This window comes from Zhengella mangrovi (genome assembly GCF_002727065.1).
Classification (GTDB): domain Bacteria; phylum Pseudomonadota; class Alphaproteobacteria; order Rhizobiales; family Rhizobiaceae; genus Zhengella; species Zhengella mangrovi.
Map to the genome: position 1 here is coordinate 23584 of NZ_PDVP01000008.1, position 16004 is coordinate 39587.

At 65.9% G+C, this 16004-nt stretch carries 19 protein-coding genes; 12 read left to right on the forward strand and 7 right to left on the reverse strand.

Features of this window, described 5'->3' with window-relative positions:
* From CSC94_RS13755 to CSC94_RS13770, 4 genes are all read left to right on the forward strand, one after another.
* Window positions 1-471, forward strand: a complete 471-nt coding sequence (locus CSC94_RS13755) for a 6,7-dimethyl-8-ribityllumazine synthase (RefSeq protein WP_205853317.1) — start codon at window positions 1-3, stop codon at window positions 469-471.
* A 269-nt stretch (window positions 472-740) separates the two neighbouring features.
* Window positions 741-2258 (forward strand): glycerol-3-phosphate dehydrogenase, encoded by a 1518-nt coding sequence (locus CSC94_RS13760; protein ID WP_099306933.1) that lies wholly within the window; start codon window positions 741-743, stop codon window positions 2256-2258.
* Between the two features lie 13 nt (window positions 2259-2271).
* A complete protein-coding gene (locus CSC94_RS13765) occupies window positions 2272-3204 on the forward strand; it encodes a sugar phosphate isomerase/epimerase family protein (RefSeq protein ID WP_099306934.1) in 933 nt (310 codons plus the stop codon).
* 42 nt (window positions 3205-3246) lie between these two features.
* The gene (locus CSC94_RS13770; protein ID WP_099306935.1) at window positions 3247-4404 is read left to right on the forward strand and encodes an iron-containing alcohol dehydrogenase; all 1158 of its coding nucleotides are present in this window, start codon (window positions 3247-3249) and stop codon (window positions 4402-4404) included.
* Between the two features lie 52 nt (window positions 4405-4456).
* Here the strand turns inward: CSC94_RS13770 and fsa are convergent, their stop codons facing one another.
* The gene (gene fsa / locus CSC94_RS13775) at window positions 4457-5110 is read right to left on the reverse strand and encodes a fructose-6-phosphate aldolase (protein ID WP_099306936.1); all 654 of its coding nucleotides are present in this window, start codon (window positions 5108-5110) and stop codon (window positions 4457-4459) included.
* Between the two features lie 212 nt (window positions 5111-5322).
* Between fsa and CSC94_RS13780 the strand changes: the two genes are divergently transcribed.
* From CSC94_RS13780 to derI, 3 genes are read left to right on the forward strand one after another with little or no spacing between them, the layout of a single operon-like run.
* Window positions 5323-6096 (forward strand): DeoR/GlpR family DNA-binding transcription regulator, encoded by a 774-nt coding sequence (locus CSC94_RS13780; RefSeq protein ID WP_099306937.1) that lies wholly within the window; start codon window positions 5323-5325, stop codon window positions 6094-6096.
* A complete protein-coding gene (locus tag CSC94_RS13785) occupies window positions 6093-6863 on the forward strand; it encodes a triose-phosphate isomerase (RefSeq protein ID WP_099306938.1) in 771 nt (256 codons plus the stop codon). The genes CSC94_RS13780 and CSC94_RS13785 overlap by 4 nt, the downstream gene beginning before the upstream one ends.
* Before the next feature lie 15 nt (window positions 6864-6878).
* The gene (derI, locus tag CSC94_RS13790; RefSeq protein WP_099306939.1) at window positions 6879-7334 is read left to right on the forward strand and encodes a D-erythrulose-4-phosphate isomerase; all 456 of its coding nucleotides are present in this window, start codon (window positions 6879-6881) and stop codon (window positions 7332-7334) included.
* A gap of 79 nt (window positions 7335-7413) precedes the next feature.
* Here the strand turns inward: derI and CSC94_RS13795 are convergent, their stop codons facing one another.
* From CSC94_RS13795 to CSC94_RS13820, 6 genes are read right to left on the reverse strand one after another with little or no spacing between them, the layout of a single operon-like run.
* Window positions 7414-8238, reverse strand: a complete 825-nt coding sequence (locus tag CSC94_RS13795) for an IclR family transcriptional regulator (protein WP_099306940.1) — start codon at window positions 8236-8238, stop codon at window positions 7414-7416.
* 10 nt (window positions 8239-8248) lie between these two features.
* Window positions 8249-9205, reverse strand: a complete 957-nt coding sequence (locus CSC94_RS13800; protein WP_099306941.1) for a PDR/VanB family oxidoreductase — start codon at window positions 9203-9205, stop codon at window positions 8249-8251.
* 5 nt (window positions 9206-9210) lie between these two features.
* The gene (locus tag CSC94_RS13805; RefSeq protein WP_099306942.1) at window positions 9211-9621 is read right to left on the reverse strand and encodes a RidA family protein; all 411 of its coding nucleotides are present in this window, start codon (window positions 9619-9621) and stop codon (window positions 9211-9213) included.
* The gene (locus tag CSC94_RS13810) at window positions 9621-10673 is read right to left on the reverse strand and encodes an aromatic ring-hydroxylating oxygenase subunit alpha (protein ID WP_099306943.1); all 1053 of its coding nucleotides are present in this window, start codon (window positions 10671-10673) and stop codon (window positions 9621-9623) included. Before CSC94_RS13810 ends, CSC94_RS13805 begins: the two co-directional genes overlap by 1 nt.
* 17 nt (window positions 10674-10690) lie before the next feature.
* Window positions 10691-10909 (reverse strand): recombinase-like helix-turn-helix domain-containing protein, encoded by a 219-nt coding sequence (locus tag CSC94_RS13815; protein ID WP_099306944.1) that lies wholly within the window; start codon window positions 10907-10909, stop codon window positions 10691-10693.
* A complete protein-coding gene (locus CSC94_RS13820) occupies window positions 10909-11247 on the reverse strand; it encodes a hypothetical protein (RefSeq protein WP_099306945.1) in 339 nt (112 codons plus the stop codon). The genes CSC94_RS13815 and CSC94_RS13820 overlap by 1 nt, the downstream gene beginning before the upstream one ends.
* Window positions 11248-11553: 306 nt before the next feature.
* Here CSC94_RS13820 and CSC94_RS13825 point away from each other — a divergent pair, with 306 nt between their 5' ends.
* The 5 genes from CSC94_RS13825 (at window position 11554) to CSC94_RS13845 (ending at window position 15996) form a co-directional block, all read left to right on the forward strand.
* The gene (locus CSC94_RS13825; protein ID WP_099306946.1) at window positions 11554-12333 is read left to right on the forward strand and encodes an ABC transporter ATP-binding protein; all 780 of its coding nucleotides are present in this window, start codon (window positions 11554-11556) and stop codon (window positions 12331-12333) included.
* A gap of 32 nt (window positions 12334-12365) precedes the next feature.
* The gene (locus CSC94_RS13830) at window positions 12366-13340 is read left to right on the forward strand and encodes an ABC transporter substrate-binding protein (RefSeq protein WP_099306947.1); all 975 of its coding nucleotides are present in this window, start codon (window positions 12366-12368) and stop codon (window positions 13338-13340) included.
* An 86-nt stretch (window positions 13341-13426) separates the two neighbouring features.
* On the forward strand, window positions 13427-14188 hold the full coding sequence (locus CSC94_RS13835; protein WP_099306948.1) for an ABC transporter permease: 762 nt from the start codon (window positions 13427-13429) through the stop codon (window positions 14186-14188).
* Window positions 14189-14191: 3 nt separating this feature from the next.
* On the forward strand, window positions 14192-15454 hold the full coding sequence (locus CSC94_RS13840; protein ID WP_099306949.1) for an FAD-dependent monooxygenase: 1263 nt from the start codon (window positions 14192-14194) through the stop codon (window positions 15452-15454).
* Window positions 15451-15996 carry a cupin domain-containing protein gene (locus tag CSC94_RS13845; protein ID WP_342585960.1) on the forward strand — a complete coding sequence of 182 codons (546 nt, stop codon included), beginning with the start codon at window positions 15451-15453 and terminating at the stop codon, window positions 15994-15996. The genes CSC94_RS13840 and CSC94_RS13845 overlap by 4 nt, the downstream gene beginning before the upstream one ends.
* Window positions 15997-16004 lie beyond the last annotated feature (8 nt).

Here is a 16004-nt window from a genome sequence, read left to right on the forward strand (position 1 = left end):
ATTTCCCCCTCTCCCCGTATCGCCTTCATCAAGGCCCGCTGGCACGCCGACATCGTCGACCGCGCACACGAGGGCTTCATCGACGTCGCTGCCCGGCTGATGCCCGGCGCGACCGTCGATGCCTTCGACGTGCCGGGCGCGTTCGAAATGCCGCTGCTGGCGCGCAAGCTGGCCGAGACCGGCCGCTTCGACGCCGTGGTCGCCGCTGCCTTCGTGGTCGATGGCGGCATCTACCGGCACGATTTCGTGGCTTCCGCCGTGGTGGACGGCCTGATGCGCGCACAGATGGATACCGGCGTGCCGGTCTTCTCGGTGTCGCTCACGCCGCACAACTACCAGCCGGTCGAGGCGATGACCGCCTTCTTCCGCGATCATTTCGTCGGCAAGGGCGCCGAGGCGGCCGACGCCGTGGCGCAGGTACTGGCCCTGGACGGCCGCCTGGCGGCCGAGAGCCTGGCGCGCTCGGCCTGACGTCGCGGGAGAACGGAGTGAAAGTCGCATGCCGTGGGCGTGCGGCTTTTGCATTCGCCGGCGGCCGCGAGTTCATCCGGATTGAAAAAAATTTCAATCGACGCAAAAAAAATCACAAACACGGCCCATCTTGCGGTATAGGGAAAGCGAGGGAGACCGGCGCGGCTTTCCGGCGGGTGCGGAAGGCGGGAGCGACACATGACCGGTCGCCGCGACGCTTGGCCGGAGGAGCGGCCTCACCGGCCGCGGCACGCCTGAGGGAGTTCAGCATGGGTGACAGTTCGCAGATGATCGACCTGTTCGTGATCGGTGGCGGGATCAACGGGGCCGGCATTGCCCGTGATGCTGCCGGACGTGGCCTGTCGGTCGTTCTTTGCGAGAAGGACGACCTGGCGCAGGGAACCTCGTCGCGATCGGGCAAGCTGGTCCATGGCGGCTTGCGCTACCTCGAATATTACGAGTTCAGGCTGGTTCGCGAGGCGCTGATCGAGCGCGAGGTGCTGATGAACGCGGCGCCGCACATCATCTGGCCGATGCGTTTCGTGCTGCCGCACAGTCCGCAGGACCGCCCCGCCTGGCTGGTTCGCCTGGGCCTGTTTCTCTACGACCATCTCGGCGGGCGCAAGAAACTGCCGGGAACGCGAACGCTTGATCTTCGCCGCGACCCGGAAGGCGCGCCGCTGCTCGACCAGTTCACCAAGGGGTTCGAGTATTCGGACTGCTGGGTGGACGACGCGCGGCTCGTGGTCCTCAACGCGCTCGATGCCGCCGAACGCGGCGCCGAGGTACTGACGCGGACGGCGGCGACCTCGGTACGCCGCGAGGACGGCGCGTGGAGTGTGACGACCCGCAACGAGACGAGCGGCGAAACCCGGAATTTCCGGGCGCGGTGCATCGTCAACGCGGCCGGGCCGTGGGTGATGGACGTCATCGGCCGTGTCGCTGGTGCGAATTCCAGCCGCAACGTGCGCCTCGTCAAGGGCAGCCACATCATCGTGCCGAAGTTCTGGAAAGGCTCGAATGCCTATCTCGTCCAGAACACCGACAAGCGCGTCATCTTCATCAATCCCTACGAGGGCGACAAGGCCCTGATCGGCACGACGGACATCGCCTATGACGGCGAGCCGGAAAACGTGACGGCCGACGAGAACGAGATCGATTACCTGATCGCCGCGGTCAACCGCTATTTCAAGGAGAAGCTGACGCGCGCGGACGTGCTGCATTCCTTCTCCGGCGTGCGGCCGCTGTTCGATGACGGCAAGGGCAACCCGTCTGCCGTGACGCGGGACTACGTCTTCGACCTCGACGAGACCGGCGGCGCACCCCTGCTCAACATCTTCGGCGGCAAGATCACGACGTTCCGGGAACTGGCCGAGCGGGGCATGGCGAAACTCAAGACCGTCTTCCCGCAGATGGGCGGTGACTGGACCGAGCACGCGACGCTGCCCGGCGGCGACATGGCGAACGCGGATTTCGAGAGTTTCGTCAACGGCCTGCGTCAGGAACATTCCTGGCTGCCACGGTCCCTGCTGATGCACTATGCGCGGCTCTATGGTTCGCGGACAGGTGACGTCCTGAATGGTGCGGTATCGCTGGACGGGCTGGGCTGCCACTTCGGCGGGCTGCTCTACGAAGCGGAAGCGCGCTACCTGGTGGCCAGGGAATGGGCGCAGGCGCCCGACGACATTCTTGACCGGCGCACCAAGCACGGCCTGCACATGACCGGCGCAGAGAGGAAAGCCTTCGCCGAATGGTTCGAGGCGCAGCGTTTCGCCGACGCCGCCTGAGGGGGACGCCATCATGGGCCTGACGCTGTCGCTCAACACCAATCCGCTGGTCAACCGCTTCGCCGACCCGGACGACCTGATCGAGACCGTGGCGCGGGACCTGCGGCTGCGCGACCTGCAGCTGACGCACGAGTTCATCAACCCGTCCTGGCCGGCACCGGTGATCCGCCGCCTGACCCGGCAGATGGGTGCCGCCTGCCAGCGTACCGGTGTACGGGTGACCAGCGGCATGACGGGTCCCTATGGCCGGCTCAATCACTTCGGGCACCCGGACCCGGAGGTGCGGCGCTACTATGTCGACTGGTTCAAGACCTTCGCGGATATCATCGGCGATCTCGGCGGGGTGACGGTGGGCACGCAGTTCGCGATCTTCACCTACAAGGACTTCGACGATCCCGCCCGGCGCGAGGATCTGATCCGCATCGCCATCGATTGCTGGGCGGAGGTGGCCGAGCACGCGAAGGCGGCCGGGCTGGACTATGTCTTCTGGGAGCCGATGAGCATCGGCCGCGAGTTCGGCGAGACGATCGAGGCCTGCCTCGCCCTGCAGGACCGGTTGACGGCGGCCGGCATGGCGGTGCCGATGTGGATGATGGCCGACATCGACCACGGCGACGTGACCTCGCCGAACCCGGACGATTTCGATCCCTATGCCTGGGCACGGGCTGTGCCGAAGGTGTCGCCGATCATCCACATCAAGCAGAGCCTGATGGACAAGGGCGGGCACCGCCCGTTCACAGCGGAGTTCAACGCACGCGGGCGCATCCAGCCGGAACCGCTGCTGGCGGCACTGGCCGAAGGCGGGGCGACGGACAACGAGATCTGCCTGGAACTGAGCTTCAAGGAGCGCGAACCGAACGACCGCGAGGTCATTCCGCAGATCGCCGAAAGCGTGGCCTTCTGGGCGCCGCATATCGACACAGGGGCGGAAAGTCTGAAACTCTGACGCCCGATTCGTGAACAGGGAGCGGAACCGGCCGGGCCAGAGATGACAGCAAGCTTTTCCTTTCGCACAGCCACGGAAATCCTGTTCGGCCGCGGCCAGGCCGTTGGCGCGCCGGCCCGCATTGCCGGTTTCGGGACCTCCGTGCTGCTGGTCCACGGGTCGAGCCCGCGCCGCAGCGCACCGCTGGCCAATGCGCTCGTCGCCGAGGGCTGCCGGGTGACGGGCTTCCCGGTCGCCGGCGAACCGGACACGGGCATGATCGAGGCTGGCGTGGCGCTGGCACGCGACAGCGGCGTGGAGGTGGTCGTCTCCTGCGGCGGCGGGGCGGTGATCGATGCCGGCAAGGCCATTGCGGCGCTTGCACCCGCGCCCAGACCGATGATGGATCACCTGGAAGTGGTGGGTAAGGGCCTGCCGCTGGACGTCGCCCCGCTGCCATTCGTCGCCATGCCGACGACGGCAGGCACCGGGGCCGAGGTGACCCGGAACGCGGTGATCGGCGTGCCGGAGCACCGGCGCAAGGTGTCGCTGCGCGATCCGCGGATGCTGCCCGACATTGCCATCGTCGACCCGGCGCTGACCGACGGATGCCCGCGCGCGGTGACGCTGGCTTCCGGGCTGGACGCGATCACGCAGGTCATCGAGCCCTATCTTTGCATGCGGGCAAACCCGATGACCGATGCGCTTTGCCGCGACGCGATCCCGCGCGGGCTTGCCGCTCTCAAGCGGCTCATGGACGGCGAGGATGCCGATGCACGCGACGAGATGGCCTGGGTGAGCCTGTGCGGCGGGCTGGCCTTGGCGAATGCCGGGCTTGGCGCCGTGCATGGGCTGGCGGGACCGCTGGGCGGCCTTGCCGGCGCGGCGCATGGTGCCATCTGCGGCGTGCTGCTGCCGCCGGTTCTCGTCGCCAACCGGGGCGCGGTCAGCAAGCCGGCGCTGGTGCGCCGTTTCGACGAGGTCGCGGGCTGGATCGGGGCTGCCTTCGGGCTGCCGGAGGGCATGTCGCTGGAAACCACGGCATCGGTTCTGGCGGAGTGGTCGCGGGACAACGGCCTGCCGTCGCTTTCCGCCATGGGCGTGGATGAAGGCATCCGGGCCAGCGCGGCGGAGGCGGCCGCCTCGTCGTCTTCGATGAAGGCCAACCCGGCGGCCCTGTCTGCCGACGATCTCGTCGGCGTGATGCTCGCGGCCGGCTGAGCGGGGCGCGACGCCCGCCCGCCGGCGATCCGGCGCGCGGGCATGGCGCGTGTCAGAGGATCGACTGGCCGGTGGCAGCCCAGTCCCTGGCGAACTGGTCGAGGCCCTTGTCGGTCAGCACGTGGCGGGCGAGGCCCTTGATGACGGCGGCGGGAATCGTGGCGACATCGGCACCGGCCAGCGCCGCGTCCTTGACGTGGTTGGCGGAGCGGATGGACGCGGCCAGGATTTCGGTCTGGAAGCCGTAGTTGTCGTAGATCGCGCGGATCTCGCGGATCAGGTCCATGCCGTCGACATGGATATCGTCGAGCCGGCCGACGAAGGGCGAGATGTAGGTGGCGCCGGCCTTGGCGGCGAGAAGCGCCTGGTTGGCCGAGAAGCACAGCGTGACATTGGTGCCGATCCCCTTCTGCGCGAAGTGGCGGCAGGCCTTCAGGCCATCGAGCGTCAGAGGCAGCTTGATGACGACGTTGCCGGCGATGGCGGCGAGATGCTCGCCCTCGGCGACCATGCCGTCAAAGTCCATGGCGGCGACCTCGGCCGACACCGGCCCTTCAACGAGCGAGGCGATCTCGGCGATCACTTCCTTGAAGTCGCGGCCGGACTTGGCGATGAGCGACGGGTTGGTCGTCACGCCGTCGAGCAGGCCGTAGTCGTTCAGTTCCTTGATCTCGTCCACGATGGCGGTATCGACGAAAAACTTCATGGGGTCCTCACTTGGAAACCGGGCTCGTCCCGTTTGTGACGGGCGTTGCGCTTGACGCGCCGCCGGTCGGTCCGGCAGCGAATGGCGACGACCGGATAGGGCAAAATGTGATAATTCGCAATATTAAATCACAAAATCCCAAAAATATTGTTTGAATTTGTGATTAAATGATCTAGGGAGATGGCGAACACGCTACGGCGGGAGGCAATGTCGTGAAGCGAGAGGAGCGCAGGCAGGCCATCATGGACCTGCTGATCGAGAACCGGGCGGTCGACCTCGACGCGCTGGCCGAGCGCTTCGCCGTTTCGCGCATGACGATCCACCGCGATCTCGACGACCTGGAACAGGCCGGCCTGCTGCGCAAGGTGCGGGGCGGGGCGACAATCGAGGCGGGTACGCAGTTCGAGAGCGATTTCCGGGTGCGCGAGCGCCAGGACGGCGATGCCAAGGCGCGCATGGCCCGCGCGGCGCTGGAACTGGTCGAGCCGGGCATGACCGTCATGGTCAACGACGGATCGATGGCCGGTCTGCTCGGCAGCCTGCTGCCCGAGAAGCGGCCGCTGACGGTGATTTCGAACAATGCCGCCGTCATCGACCGCTTGCGCGGCGAGGCCGGCATCACGCTGATCGCGCTTGGCGGCGTCTACTCGGCCAAGTTCAACGCGTTTTTCGGCATCATCACCGAGGAAGCGCTGGCCCGGCTGCGCGCCGACATCGCCTTCATTTCCTCGCCCGCCGTTTCAGGCCTGCAGGCCTTTCACATGGACGAGTCCGTTGTTCGCGCCAAGCGGGCGATGATGGAGGCGGCCACGACGCGCTGCCTTCTCGTCAACCACAGCCGCTTCGGGCGGTCCGCGTTGCACGTGCTGGCCGATCTTGCCGCCTTCGACGCGGTGATCACCGACGATGCGCCCGATGCCAATTCCCGTGCCACGCTCGAGCGGGCAGGGGTCACTCTCACGCTTGCCAAGGACGACATGCCATGACCGACAGCCCGCACTTCTGGATCGGCACGAGCTGGAAGATGAACAAGACGCTGGACCAGGCGCTCGCCTTCGCCGAGGCGCTCGCGGCCGCCGATGGTGCCCGCGACCCGCGCATCCAGCGCTTCGTCATCCCGCCTTTCACGGCTGTGCGCGAGGTCAAGCGCGTGCTGGCCGGCACGTCCGTGAAGGTCGGGGCGCAGAACATGCACTGGGCCGACGAAGGTGCCTGGACGGGCGAGATCTCGCCGGTCATGCTGACCGATTGCGGCCTCGACCTCGTCGAACTCGGCCACTCGGAGCGGCGCGAGCATTTCGGAGAAACCGACGAGACGGTGGGCCTGAAGGTGGCGGCCGCGGTGCGTCACGGCCTGATCCCGCTGATCTGCATCGGCGAGACGCTGGCCGAGCGCGAAGGCGGCCGGGCACAGGAGGTACTCGAAACCCAGGTGCGCGGCGCGCTGGGCAAGCTCGACGGGATCCGGAAACAGGCGCCGGTGCTGCTGGCCTACGAGCCGGTCTGGGCGATCGGCGTCAACGGCATTCCGGCAACCAGCGACTATGCCGACGCGCGCCAGGGCGAGATCATCGCGGTAGCGCAGGATGTTCTCGGCCGGCGCGTGCCGTGCCTCTACGGCGGCTCGGTCAACCCCGGCAATTGCGAGGAACTCATCGCCTGTCCGCACGTGGACGGGCTTTTCATCGGCCGTTCGGCCTGGACCGTCGAGGGTTACCTCGACATCCTGGCGAAATGCGCCGCCACGATCTGACAAGGAGAGACGATCATGAAGATTGCCGTTGCAGGAGACAGCGCGGGCGAAGGCCTGGCCAAGATTCTCGCCGATTACCTGAAGGACAAGCACGAGGTTTCGGAGATCTCGCGCACCGATGCCGGGCCGGATGCCTATTACGCCAACCTGTCGGACCGGGTGGCGAGCGCCGTGCTCGACGGGACCTATGACCGGGCCATCCTGATCTGCGGAACCGGGATCGGCGTGGCCATGTCGGCCAACAAGGTGCCGGGCATCCGGGCAGCGCAGTGCCACGACACCTATTCGGCGGAGCGGGCCGCGCTGTCGAACAATGCGCAGATCATCACCATGGGTGCGCGCGTCATCGGCGAGGAACTGGCAAAGGCGATCGCCGATGCCTATCTGAAGGAAACCTTCGACCCGAATGGCCGGTCCGCGGGCAACGTGGACGCGATCAACGCGGTCGACCAGAAATACAACGCGCGCTGACGCGCGTCCGTCATCCCCTCCCGGGACCTGACCGGGCCGCCGGTATCCTCGCGATGCCGGCGGCCATCAGCGAGGGGTTTCAGTCGATCTGGACGCCGGCGCCGCCAGGGCTCAGCCAGAGGCCGATCATGCGTGCGGCTTCCAGCACCGCGTCCTTCAGTTCGCCATGCAGGCGGGTCTCGTCGACATAGGAATCGACTGCGGTCACGTTGATCGAGGCGACTGTCTGGCCGAAGCCGTCGCGCACGGGGGCGGCCACCGTGCACACACCCTTTTCGAAGAACGACTGGCTGACGGCGTAGCCGCGCTCGCGGTCCTCGCGCAGCATGAAGGCCAGTTCGCTGACCGTCTTCGGCGTCTGCGGCGAGAAGGCCGGCAGGCGCTCGTCGGGGAACATGGCGCGCAGTTCCGCCTGGGTCATGTCGCTGATCAGCATCCGCCCCATCACCGTGGCGTGGACCGGAAAGCGCGTGCCGACGCTGACGCTGCTGGCAATGGTGGAGCGGGCGGCATGGCGGATGACGTAGACCACTTCCTTGCCGTCGAGCACGGCCATGTGGCTGGAAAGGCCGGTCTGGTCGCGCAGGCGGCGCAGGATCGGCTGGGCGATGTCCACGAGGTCGTCGGAGACGAGGTAGCCGAAACCGAGGCCCAGCACCGCGGGGCCGAGGCGGAACTTGCGATCGCCATCGGCAACGAGGAAGTTCATCTGCTCCAGCGTGTGCAGCAGGCGGAAGGCGGAGGCGCGCGGCAGGGAGAGCTGGCGGACGATATCGGGCGCACCCAGCAGCGGCTGCTCGCGCGAGAAGAGCATCAGGATTTTCAGGCCGTGCTGGAGGGCCGGAACGAGATAGGGATCCTTCTCTTCAGGCCGGTCTTCCGCGATGTGCGCCGTGTCGCTCATGCCGGTGCCGTCAAATGTCGAGGACCAGGCGGCCGCCCTTGCAGCGGGACACGCAGATCATCATGGTCTTGCCGGCTTCCTGTTCGGATTTCGTGAGCACCGAATCGCGATGGTCCGGGATGCCGTCGAGGACGCGGGTTTCGCAGGTGCCGCAAATCCCGTCCTCGCAGGAGGTGTCCACCGAAACGCCGGCCTGCTGGATGGCATTGGCGATGCTCTGGTCGGGCGCGACCTCGATGGTCTTTCCGGACCTGTTGAGCACGACGGTGATGGGCCGGTCCTCACCCTCGATCTCGATCACCTTGGGCGTGAAATACTCGACGTGGACATGATCCTCCGGCAAGTGTGCGGTTGCCGCCTCGAAGGCGGCCAGCATTCCGGCCGGGCCGCAGCAGTAGAAATGGGTGCCCTCCGGCTGGCCGGCGATGGCCGTGGCGATATCCATCGGGCCGACGGCTGTTTCATCGACATGCAGGGCCGGGCCCTCGCCCAGGGTGCGCAACTCGTCGAGGAAGGCGGCGCGGTCGGCGGACCGCACCGCGTAGTGGAAAGCGAAGCCGCGGCCAAGCGCGGCGAGGCGCCGGGCCATGCAGACCATGGGCGTGACGCCGATGCCGCCGGCGATCAGCACCACCTTCGGGGCGTCCTCGACAAGCGGGAAATGGTTGCGGGGGCCGGCGACGGGAAGGATGTCGCCGACGCGCAGCGTACGGTGAATGAAAGAGGAGCCGCCACGGCTGGCCGCGTCGAGGCCGACGCCGACGACGATCCGGTCGCGCAGGTCCGGGTTGCCCTTGATCGAATAGGAGCGGGTGATGCCGTTGGGCAATGTCAGGTCGATATGCGCGCCGGGTTCGTAGGCGGGTACCTCGCCGCCCTCGGGCAGTCGCAGCTCGATTTCCAGGACGTCGCGGGCGGCCCATTCCATGCGGTGGATGCGCATGTTGCGCGCGGTGTGGTCGGTCATGGCGATCAGTCCTGTTGCAGGGAGACGTCGAGATTGGCGAAGGCATCGACCTCGACGAGAAGGTCCGGGAAGACGAGGCCGGACACTTCCACAAGGGTGGAGACCGGGTAGGTTTCCCGGAAAGCAGCCTTGCGCGCGGCGTTCACCTCGTCCTTGCGGGCAATGTCGGTGACGTAAATGACGAGACGGTAGATGTTGCCGGCATGGCCGCCGGCGGCCTTCACCTGTGCGAAAATCTTGTCGAAACAGGCCAGCGTCTGGCCTTCCATGCTGGCGCCGCCGACCGGTACGCCGTCGCGGCTGCGGGCGGTGACGCCTGAGAGCACGATCTCGCGGCCGATGACGAGGCCGTTCGACCAGGAGGCGCCGGGCGGGGCCGGCACCTCCGGACAGTCGATCTTCGCAAAGCCGGCCATCAGGCGCCGGCTCCCAGTTCTGCTTCGAGCTGTTCGCGGGCGAGCGACGCCATGCGACGGCGCACGCGCACCAGGCCGAGGTCGTGCTGGTAGAGGATCTCGCGGCCGCGCGGGTCGACGAGAATGTCCTCCAGCATGACGCGGTCCTGCTCGAGCACGTGATGGTGACGCTCTTCCAGGCGGTTCTTGTAGAGGAAGCGCCAGGCGTCACGCTGCCAGCCGTCCACCTGGCGGCAGCGCCAGTGGAAGATGGCTGCCATGCGATCGTTGATCGGCGTGTACATGCCGACAATGTGGAAGTTGCCGCCGGGGCCGCCGGTCTTCGGGTAGGGGATTTCGAGGCGCAGCCAGTGGATGCCGGTCTCGCCCCACTCGGAGAAGTCGAAGTTGACGCCGCGCTGGCCGTCCTTCTCGAAGACGAAGCCGTGGTCGGTGTCGTTGATGACGAACTTGGCCCGGGTGTCGCCGAAATTCATGGAGTGCGACTGCTTGTGCAGGAAGGTGCCGTGCATCGGATCCATGACGTTGTCGATGACGAAGCGGTAATCGCCCTGCCACTCGGCATAGTTCAGGAAGCTGCTGTATTCCGGCGAGGTGAGCTGTTCGGGAGCGACGAAGGGCGCCGGCTCGGGATTCGGGTTCGCGTCGTCGGAGACATAGGCGAAGATGACGCCGAACTGCTCGATGATGGGGAACGTGCGCACGCAGCGCATGCCCTCGAGCTTGCAGCCCGGGCTGCCGGGCACCGAGACGGCGGTTCCGGTCTCGTCGACCTGGACGCCGTGGTAGCCGCAGGCAATGCGGTCATCGACGGCAATGCCGCGCGACAGCGGCGCGCCGCGATGGGGGCAGAAGTCCTCGAGGCAGGCGACCGAGCCATCGTACTTGCGCCAGAGAACCATCCGGTAGCCGAGGCGGAAGAGCGACACCGGCTTGTCCTTGACGAAGTGGGACGGGCAGATGGCCCACCACTGGTTCCTGAGCCCGACCTTCAGGCGCTGCTCGATCATCTCGTCGGTGACGGTGACATCGGTCTTGGGGGCGTCCAGCATGGCGATGCTCCTGCGGTTCACGCGCCGAGGCGCTTGAGTTCGGAAAGGACGAGCTCGTTCGTCCAGGTACGGCCGCCCGGCGAGGGCACGGCGTCGGCGACGAGACCGGCCACGATGCCCTCGACATCGGTCACGCCGGCCGCGAACGCCTTTTCCAGCGCATCGGCGAGCAGGTTTTCATACTCGGTGGGGTCCCGGTCCCTTGACTGATGGACCACGATGTATTGTTCAGCCATCATTTTCCTCCGTTGCGAACGCGTTCGCGGATCATTTCCCGGACGGGCACGAAATCGTAGGCCGGGAAGCACTGGGTTTCGAAGACGCCCCAGGCGGAGCGCTCCAGTTCGACGTTGACGACATTGAGCTTCGATGCGGGCAGGCGCAGCGTGACGATCTGGCCGAACCCCATGGCAACGACCCAGGAAACGATCTCCACGCCCTCGGGCGGGAAGCGCTCCCACCAGTCGGCATCCTTCAGCCTGGTCTGGATGGCGTCGAGATTGTTCGACTGGTCGTGTTTCAGGAACACGGTCATCAGCATGGTTTCAGGTGCTGCGATCAAAAATCCCTCCATGGGCGATTGTTCCAAATATGAAACAACTTATCATTATTGAAACAATGCTATGGCGAAAACCGGATCGTGTAAAGCGAGAAATCGCGAATCTACCGGGCCAAAAGCGATGATATTCGCCCATTTCTAGTGCTTTTGCTCGTCCATAAATTAACGCTTGCCAGAAAGAAATTCTCTGCGTAGCATTTCAATGGCGAACAAGAAGTTCAAATATGAACAATCTAATGAGGGACGGCGTCTTGTTTTTCTCGATCGGACAGGCAGCGGGAGCGCAGGGGGAGCCGGGAGACGGTGCCCGGCGGAACAGCCATGGCGCTTGAATACCGCAATGTAACCAAGGCGTTCGGCTCCGAGGCCGAGGGGACGCTGCTGACGGCGCTCAAGGATGTGTCCTTCAAGGCGGACGAGGGCGAGTTCGTTGCCATCGTCGGCCCGTCGGGCTGCGGCAAGAGCACGATGCTCAACATGACGGCGGGCCTCTACCAGCCGACCCGCGGCGAGGTCTACGTTTCCGGCGAACTGGTGACGCGGCCGAATTCGCATGTCGGCTTCATGCTTCAGAAGGACCTGCTGCTGCCCTGGCGGACCATCGAGCAGAACGTCTGCTTCGGGCTGGAGGCTCGCGGAGTCGGGCGTTCGGAGTGCCGCGAGCGGGCGACGGCGATGCTCGACCGGTGCCACCTGCACGGTTTCGGCGACTACTACCCGCACCAGCTTTCCGGCGGCATGCGCCAGCGCGCGGCGCTGGCGCGCACGCTGGCCATCGAGCCGGACGTGATCCTCCTCGACGAGCCGTTTTCGGCCCTGGATGCCCAGACGAAGATCATCATCCAGCGCAATTTCGCGGCGACCATCGAGCAGGAAAACATCACCACGCTGCTGATTACCCACGACCTGGCGGAAGCGGCCTTCATGGCCGACCGCATCCTGGTGCTCTCGGAGCGGCCGGGGACGGTGGTGGAGGAAATCAGGGTCGACCTGCCGGACCGCGGCAATCCGACCGCGCGGCGGCAGAATCCCAAGGCCCAGGTCTACATCAACCGGATGTTCGAGATCCTGAAGCTGAAGGACCAGGAAGAAATCGCGTGAACCGAAACTTCGTGAGAACAAAGAGGGTGAACATGAAAAAACTACTCAGAACCATCGTGACGGCCGTCTCGCTCGTGGCCATGGCCGGGGCCGCATCGGCGGCGGAGAAGATGACCTATCTCTTCCCGGCACCGGACTTCCTGCCGGCCTTCGCGCCGTTCAAGCTGGCGATGTCCAAGGGCTATTACACCGACGCGGGCCTGGACGTGACCTTCCAGGTCGGCAAGGGCGGCGCCGACGTCGCCAAGCAGGTGGGTGTCGGCAACGCGGAACTGGGCGGCGGCATCGGCGATACCGCGATCATCGTGCGCGCCAACGGCCTGCCGATCCGTGGCGTCGCGGTGCTTGGTGCCAAGGCCCTGACCCAGATCTACTGGCGCAAGGACAGCGGCGTGACCCAGCTCGCCGACCTGAAGGGCAAGTCCATTGGCGTGCTCTCCTTCCAGGACACGACCTATTACAACCTGCTGGCAGCGCTCGCCAGCGTCGGCCTTTCCAAGGATGACGTCGACATCCAGGCCGTTGGCCCGGCCGGCATCATCCAGCTGATGATCTCCGGCGACACGCAGGCGATGTCGGGCACGGTCGAATGGGCCGGTGCGGTTCGTGCCGCGGGCGTCGACGTGCAGATGCTGCCGATCAACGACATCTTCCCGGCGATGGCGCAGGCGATCATCGCCTCCGACAAGATCATCGCCGAGAAGCCGGAACTGGTGAAGGCCTTCGTGCAGGCCACGATCAAGGGCTATATCGACGTGATCAAGGATCCGGAGCAGGCGGCCAAGGACTATGTCGCCGCCGTTCCGCAGCACGCCGGCAAGGAAAAGGTGATGGAAGCCATCATGCGCGGCTACATCGACCTGGTCTATGGCACGGACACGGAGAATTTCGGCACGTTCGACGAGGCCCGGATGAAGGCTGTCCAGGACTTCTACCTCAAGAACGACATCGTGCGCGAAGCCGTTCCGATCGCCGACACCTACACCAACCAGTTCGTCGCCAAGTGACGGCCTGACGCCGGCCGGGCGCGGACCGACATGGTCCGTGCCCGCGCCCCATATCCCAAGCACATGGACTTGCTGGACCGGGACCGATGAAAAACACCGTTCTCCTGACGACACTCGTGGTGGCGCTTCTCTTCATTCTGGCCTGGGAGTTCATCCCGCCGGCGATGGGCGTGCCGCGCTACATCATCCCGACGCCGAGCCAGTGCCTGGACGAGTTCATCCGCAACATCCGTCTCGACAATCTCGTCGGCCACACGGTCTCGACCTTCGTCATGACGCTGATCGGCTTTGCCATCGGCAGTTTCCTGGGCGCCCTGATCGGCTACCTGCTCGGCATGTCGACCTTCTGGGAACGCGTGTTGTCACCCTATATCCTGGCGCTGCAGATCGCGCCGAAGGTGGCCTTCGCGCCGCTGTTCATCATGTGGTTCGGCTTCACGTTCTGGCCGAAGCTGCTGGTGACCATCCTGATCGTCTTCTTCCCGATCCTCGTCAACGTGCTGCAGTCGATGAAGACAGTCGACCGCGACATCATCAACCTGGCGCGGGCCTACAACCTGACGCGCTGGCAGATCTTCCGGAAGGTGGAGTTTCCCTCCACGCTGCCGTCGCTGCTGGCCGGCCTGCGGATCGGTTCGACGCTCGCCGTCATCGGCGTGACCGTCGGCGAACTGGTCGGCGGCAACACCGGCCTCGGCTTCCTGATTTCCTATGGCGAGGGCCAGGCCAACGCAGCCATGGTGTTCAACGCCATCCTCCTGCTGACGCTCATCGGCATCGTGCTCTACACGGCCGTGACCTGGGTGGAAAAGCGGATGCTGCATTACATCCCGAAGGCGGAGCACTGAGCCATGGCCGCCGCCCGTCCCGAAACCCGATACAGCGTGCTGATCGCAGGCGCCGGCATTGCCGGCTGTGCCGCGGCCATCGCGCTGGCGCGTGCCGGCCACGCGGTGCGGGTGGTCGAAAAGCAGGGCGAGTGGCGGTTCCTGAGTTCCGGCATCTTTGTCTATTCGAACGGGCTTGAATGCCTGCGCGACCTGGGCGTGCTGGACGAGATCCTCGACGCGGGATTTGCGATCCCGGGCGGACGCAACGCCTATTTCGACCATCACGGCGCGCCGATCGTCGACGTGACCTACCCGCCAGGCGAGACGCCGGGCGTTCCTGCCATCCTCGGGATCAAGCGGGCGGAACTGCACCGCATCCTGGCAGCGAGGATGGCCCAACTCGGTGTGCCGGTGGACCTCGGCACGACGATCGAGGCGATCGAGCCGGGCGCGGACGGCGTGACCGCGCGCCTGAGCGACGGCCGCAGCGAGACCGCCGATCTCCTGCTCGGTGCCGACGGCATCCGCAGCGCCACGCGCACGATGATCGGCATCGATATCGAACCGCGTTACACCGGTTTCGGCGTCTGGCGCGCGGTGCACGCCCGGCCGGCGTCGCTGACGGACAAGATCATGGTCATGGGGCCGGGGAAGCGCTTCGGCATCATGCCGATCAGCGACGACAGGCTCTATACCTTCGGCACGGTGGCCGAGCCACGCGATGCCCGCTTCGATCCCGCCGAATGGCCGGACACCATGCGCGCGCGTTTCGCCGAGTTCGACGGCCCGGCGCGGCCGTTCCTCGACGAGGTCGGGCCGGACAGCGAGGTGTTCTACACGGCGGTCGAGGAAGTTTCGCTGCCCTTGCCCTGGCATCGTGGCCGGGTGCTGCTGATCGGCGATGCCGCCCATGCCTCGACGCCCTTCATGGGGCAGGGCGGGGCCATGGCCATGGAAGACGGCGTGGTCCTCGCCCGCCTGCTGGATGCGAGCGGCAATCCCGACGATGCACTGGAGCGTTTCGGTCGATTGCGCGCACCGGTCTGTTCATTCGTGCAGTCGGTGTCGCGGGCCGTCGGCGAGGCCGGTGCTCGCGAGGATGCCGGCGCGCTGGCCGGACGGAACGCCCGGATGCAACGCGAGGCGCAGGGCGCCGTCGACGATTTCTATTCCCGGCTCGCCGCCTTCCGGCGCGAGACCGACCAAGCCATTCGCGCCCTTCAGGAGAAGGCCGCGAACCGCGCACAACCCCGCGTCTGCGAAACCCCAGGAGGTGTATCATGACTGCAGCCCCCACGATGCCGACCATCAATCCCGACGACGTGCAGATCCCCGAGGGCATGAGCCTCGGCGACTGGATCGAGAGCCGCGTCGCGCGCTACGAAACCCGCAAGCTCGACTGGAACGCGCTCAAGTTCCAGGCCGACTACGACCCGAAGTACCGCCGGGCGCAGATGCGCTACATCGGCACGGGCGCGACCGGCGTGAAGAGCGACAGCAACGTCATCCCGGCGGAGCATTTCACTTTTTCCACCATGGTGCTGCCGGCCGGCTGCGAAGGCCCGCTGCACATCCACACCGATGCCGAGGAAGTGTTCTTCATTCTTCGCGGCCACAAGATCCGCCTGATGATCGAGCACAAGGGCGAGATGGTCGAGACGGTGCTGACCGAGCGCGACATCATCTCCGTGCCGCCCGGCGTCTATCGCGGCCTGGTCAACGAGGGCATCGAGGAAGCACTGATGTGCGTGATCATCGGCAATCCCAAGCCGGTGACGCCGACCTATCCGCCGGAGCATCCGCTGGCCAAGGTGAAGCGGTCCTGAGGAGACGG

What these genes read in the sequence shown, in the direction of transcription:
- CSC94_RS13785 (WP_099306938.1), top strand. Translation starts at nt 6,093, where the DNA reads ATGACCGACAGCCCGCACTTCTGGATCGGCACGAGCTGGAAGATGAAC.
- CSC94_RS13760 (WP_099306933.1), top strand. Translation starts at nt 741, where the DNA reads ATGGGTGACAGTTCGCAGATGATCGACCTGTTCGTGATCGGTGGCGGG.
- CSC94_RS13770 (WP_099306935.1), top strand. Translation starts at nt 3,247, where the DNA reads ATGACAGCAAGCTTTTCCTTTCGCACAGCCACGGAAATCCTGTTCGGC.
- derI (WP_099306939.1), top strand. Translation starts at nt 6,879, where the DNA reads ATGAAGATTGCCGTTGCAGGAGACAGCGCGGGCGAAGGCCTGGCCAAG.
- CSC94_RS13835 (WP_099306948.1), top strand. Translation starts at nt 13,427, where the DNA reads ATGAAAAACACCGTTCTCCTGACGACACTCGTGGTGGCGCTTCTCTTC.
- CSC94_RS13795 (WP_099306940.1), bottom strand. Translation starts at nt 8,238, where the DNA reads ATGAGCGACACGGCGCACATCGCGGAAGACCGGCCTGAAGAGAAGGAT.
- CSC94_RS13840 (WP_099306949.1), top strand. Translation starts at nt 14,192, where the DNA reads ATGGCCGCCGCCCGTCCCGAAACCCGATACAGCGTGCTGATCGCAGGC.
- CSC94_RS13800 (WP_099306941.1), bottom strand. Translation starts at nt 9,205, where the DNA reads ATGACCGACCACACCGCGCGCAACATGCGCATCCACCGCATGGAATGG.
- CSC94_RS13820 (WP_099306945.1), bottom strand. Translation starts at nt 11,247, where the DNA reads ATGGAGGGATTTTTGATCGCAGCACCTGAAACCATGCTGATGACCGTG.
- CSC94_RS13805 (WP_099306942.1), bottom strand. Translation starts at nt 9,621, where the DNA reads ATGGCCGGCTTTGCGAAGATCGACTGTCCGGAGGTGCCGGCCCCGCCC.
- CSC94_RS13810 (WP_099306943.1), bottom strand. Translation starts at nt 10,673, where the DNA reads ATGCTGGACGCCCCCAAGACCGATGTCACCGTCACCGACGAGATGATC.
- CSC94_RS13765 (WP_099306934.1), top strand. Translation starts at nt 2,272, where the DNA reads ATGGGCCTGACGCTGTCGCTCAACACCAATCCGCTGGTCAACCGCTTC.
- fsa (WP_099306936.1), bottom strand. Translation starts at nt 5,110, where the DNA reads ATGAAGTTTTTCGTCGATACCGCCATCGTGGACGAGATCAAGGAACTG.
- CSC94_RS13825 (WP_099306946.1), top strand. Translation starts at nt 11,554, where the DNA reads ATGGCGCTTGAATACCGCAATGTAACCAAGGCGTTCGGCTCCGAGGCC.
- CSC94_RS13815 (WP_099306944.1), bottom strand. Translation starts at nt 10,909, where the DNA reads ATGGCTGAACAATACATCGTGGTCCATCAGTCAAGGGACCGGGACCCC.
- CSC94_RS13845 (WP_342585960.1), top strand. Translation starts at nt 15,451, where the DNA reads ATGACTGCAGCCCCCACGATGCCGACCATCAATCCCGACGACGTGCAG.
- CSC94_RS13830 (WP_099306947.1), top strand. Translation starts at nt 12,366, where the DNA reads ATGAAAAAACTACTCAGAACCATCGTGACGGCCGTCTCGCTCGTGGCC.